The sequence below is a fragment of the Peptoniphilus senegalensis JC140 genome (assembly GCF_000321025.1).
Classification (GTDB): Bacteria; Bacillota; Clostridia; order Tissierellales; family Peptoniphilaceae; genus Peptoniphilus_A; species Peptoniphilus_A senegalensis.
Genome location: NZ_CAEL01000040.1, coordinates 1 through 1,573, shown reverse-complemented (window position 1 = coordinate 1,573; position 1,573 = coordinate 1). Strand labels below are relative to the sequence as shown.

Annotated in this window: 1 protein-coding gene; it reads right to left on the bottom strand. The window is 30.5% G+C overall.

The genetic code is table 11. The features are described 5' to 3' along the window. Window positions 1–109: 109 nt before the first annotated feature. Window positions 110–1,333 carry an IS110 family RNA-guided transposase gene (locus PTSHG_RS00005; RefSeq protein ID WP_019106896.1) on the bottom strand — a complete coding sequence of 408 codons (1,224 nt, stop codon included), beginning with the start codon at window positions 1,331–1,333 and terminating at the stop codon, window positions 110–112. Window positions 1,334–1,573 lie beyond the last annotated feature (240 nt).

Here is a 1,573-nt window from a genome sequence, read left to right as displayed (position 1 = left end):
AACCTGAAATTAATTTCAGGTTATTTTTATTATTTGAGTAATTAAATTAGTGCATTGCAAACAAGCCGAGTGTAATCAATCGGCTTGCTTTTTAGTGTTTTTCCAAATCTTATGCTGCTTTTAATCCTTTTTTCTCGGCTTTTGCCTCCATTACTCTTGCATAGTAGATTCTTAAGAATTTGTTTAAGCCTGCAAATTTACAAACTTTTTTGGCTTTTCCTTCTTTTTCTTTTTTTATCATGTAATTATATATTTCATTTTCTGGATTTTTTGCACTCATCATACACTTCATTGCCTGGTAGCCTACTTTTCTTAGTATTGCGTTCCCTCTTTTGCTTATTTTCCTTTGATCTGCTTTAAAGTTTCCTGATTCATATGGTGGCGAATCTATTCCAATAAAGGATATTAGGCTTTTTTTGTTTTTAAATTTTGTTAGGTCTCCAAATTCTGCTACTATTTGTACTGCTAATTTTTCTGATATGCCTGAGAATTTTTTTGCTTCTTGATATTCTTCTAAGGGCTCGGATATTTCTATCATTTGTGATAGAATGTTATTTAGAATCTGATTTATTTGTTTTATCAGGTTTATTCCTTCTCTGATATTCGTTTCTATTTTTGAGTTATGGGAAGGCTGAGTTGAGATGCTATCCTCTGCTAATTTGTAAATTGCTTTTGCTTTGTTTGCGTTTGGATGGTATCTCTTTTCTTTTGCCCAAGTTTTATATTCTTCTACAAATTCTTCTTCTGTTTTTTCTAATACTAAATCTTTATGCCACCATTTTTCTAAAAAGTCTAATAATTTATCTTTTGAAAAGTCTCCTGTATTATGTGGGATTAGTTTTTTTATTCCTGGAAATATTTGATGTACTGTTTGTTCTATGTAGTTGATTTGGTTTATTCTTAGCTCCATGTAATGTTGGTAGCTTCTGTTTAATTCTTTTAGGACTCTGTAGTTTTCTTCATCTACTTTGTATTCTTCTAATTCTTTCCAATACATTAGTCCATATTCTGCTATTTGTTTTGCGTCTATCTTATCATTTTTTGCTTTTCTAAAGTTTAATGCTCGGCAATATTGTTTCATTTTTAATGGATTTATTACTGCTACAAAGTAGTCTCTTTCTTTTAATTCGTAAAGTATTGGTAGATGATATTTTCCTGTTGCTTCCATTGTTATTTTTATTTCTTCTTTTATTTTTTCTAGTTTCTTTAATAATTCTTCGACTTTACTTTTGTTTAGATATACATCAAATGGTTTCCAGATTATTTTGCTTCCTTCTTCTAATGCACAAACTGTAATTTTCTCTTTTGATATGTCTATTCCTACAGATATCATGGTTCTCCTTCTTTCTTTTTATTTTGTAGTTTCTACCTGCACCATTACACTCTTTTTAGCTTGTGACACGGACGTTTTGCCCAACCTGCTTAACCGAATATGAATAATGAAGAGGTAGTTGACAGTTTTTATGGCGGATGTTTCAACCCTAAAACAGCCTCGTCATACTACTTCTTCATTATACAAAAATAGTGCAAGATAGGAATTACTTCCTTTCTTACACTATTTATGGTACTAAAA

Bases quoted from the DNA above. Each gene is read 5' to 3' on its own strand.
- PTSHG_RS00005 (WP_019106896.1), bottom strand. From the start codon at position 1,333: ATGATATCTGTAGGAATAGACATATCAAAAGAGAAAATTACAGTTTGT.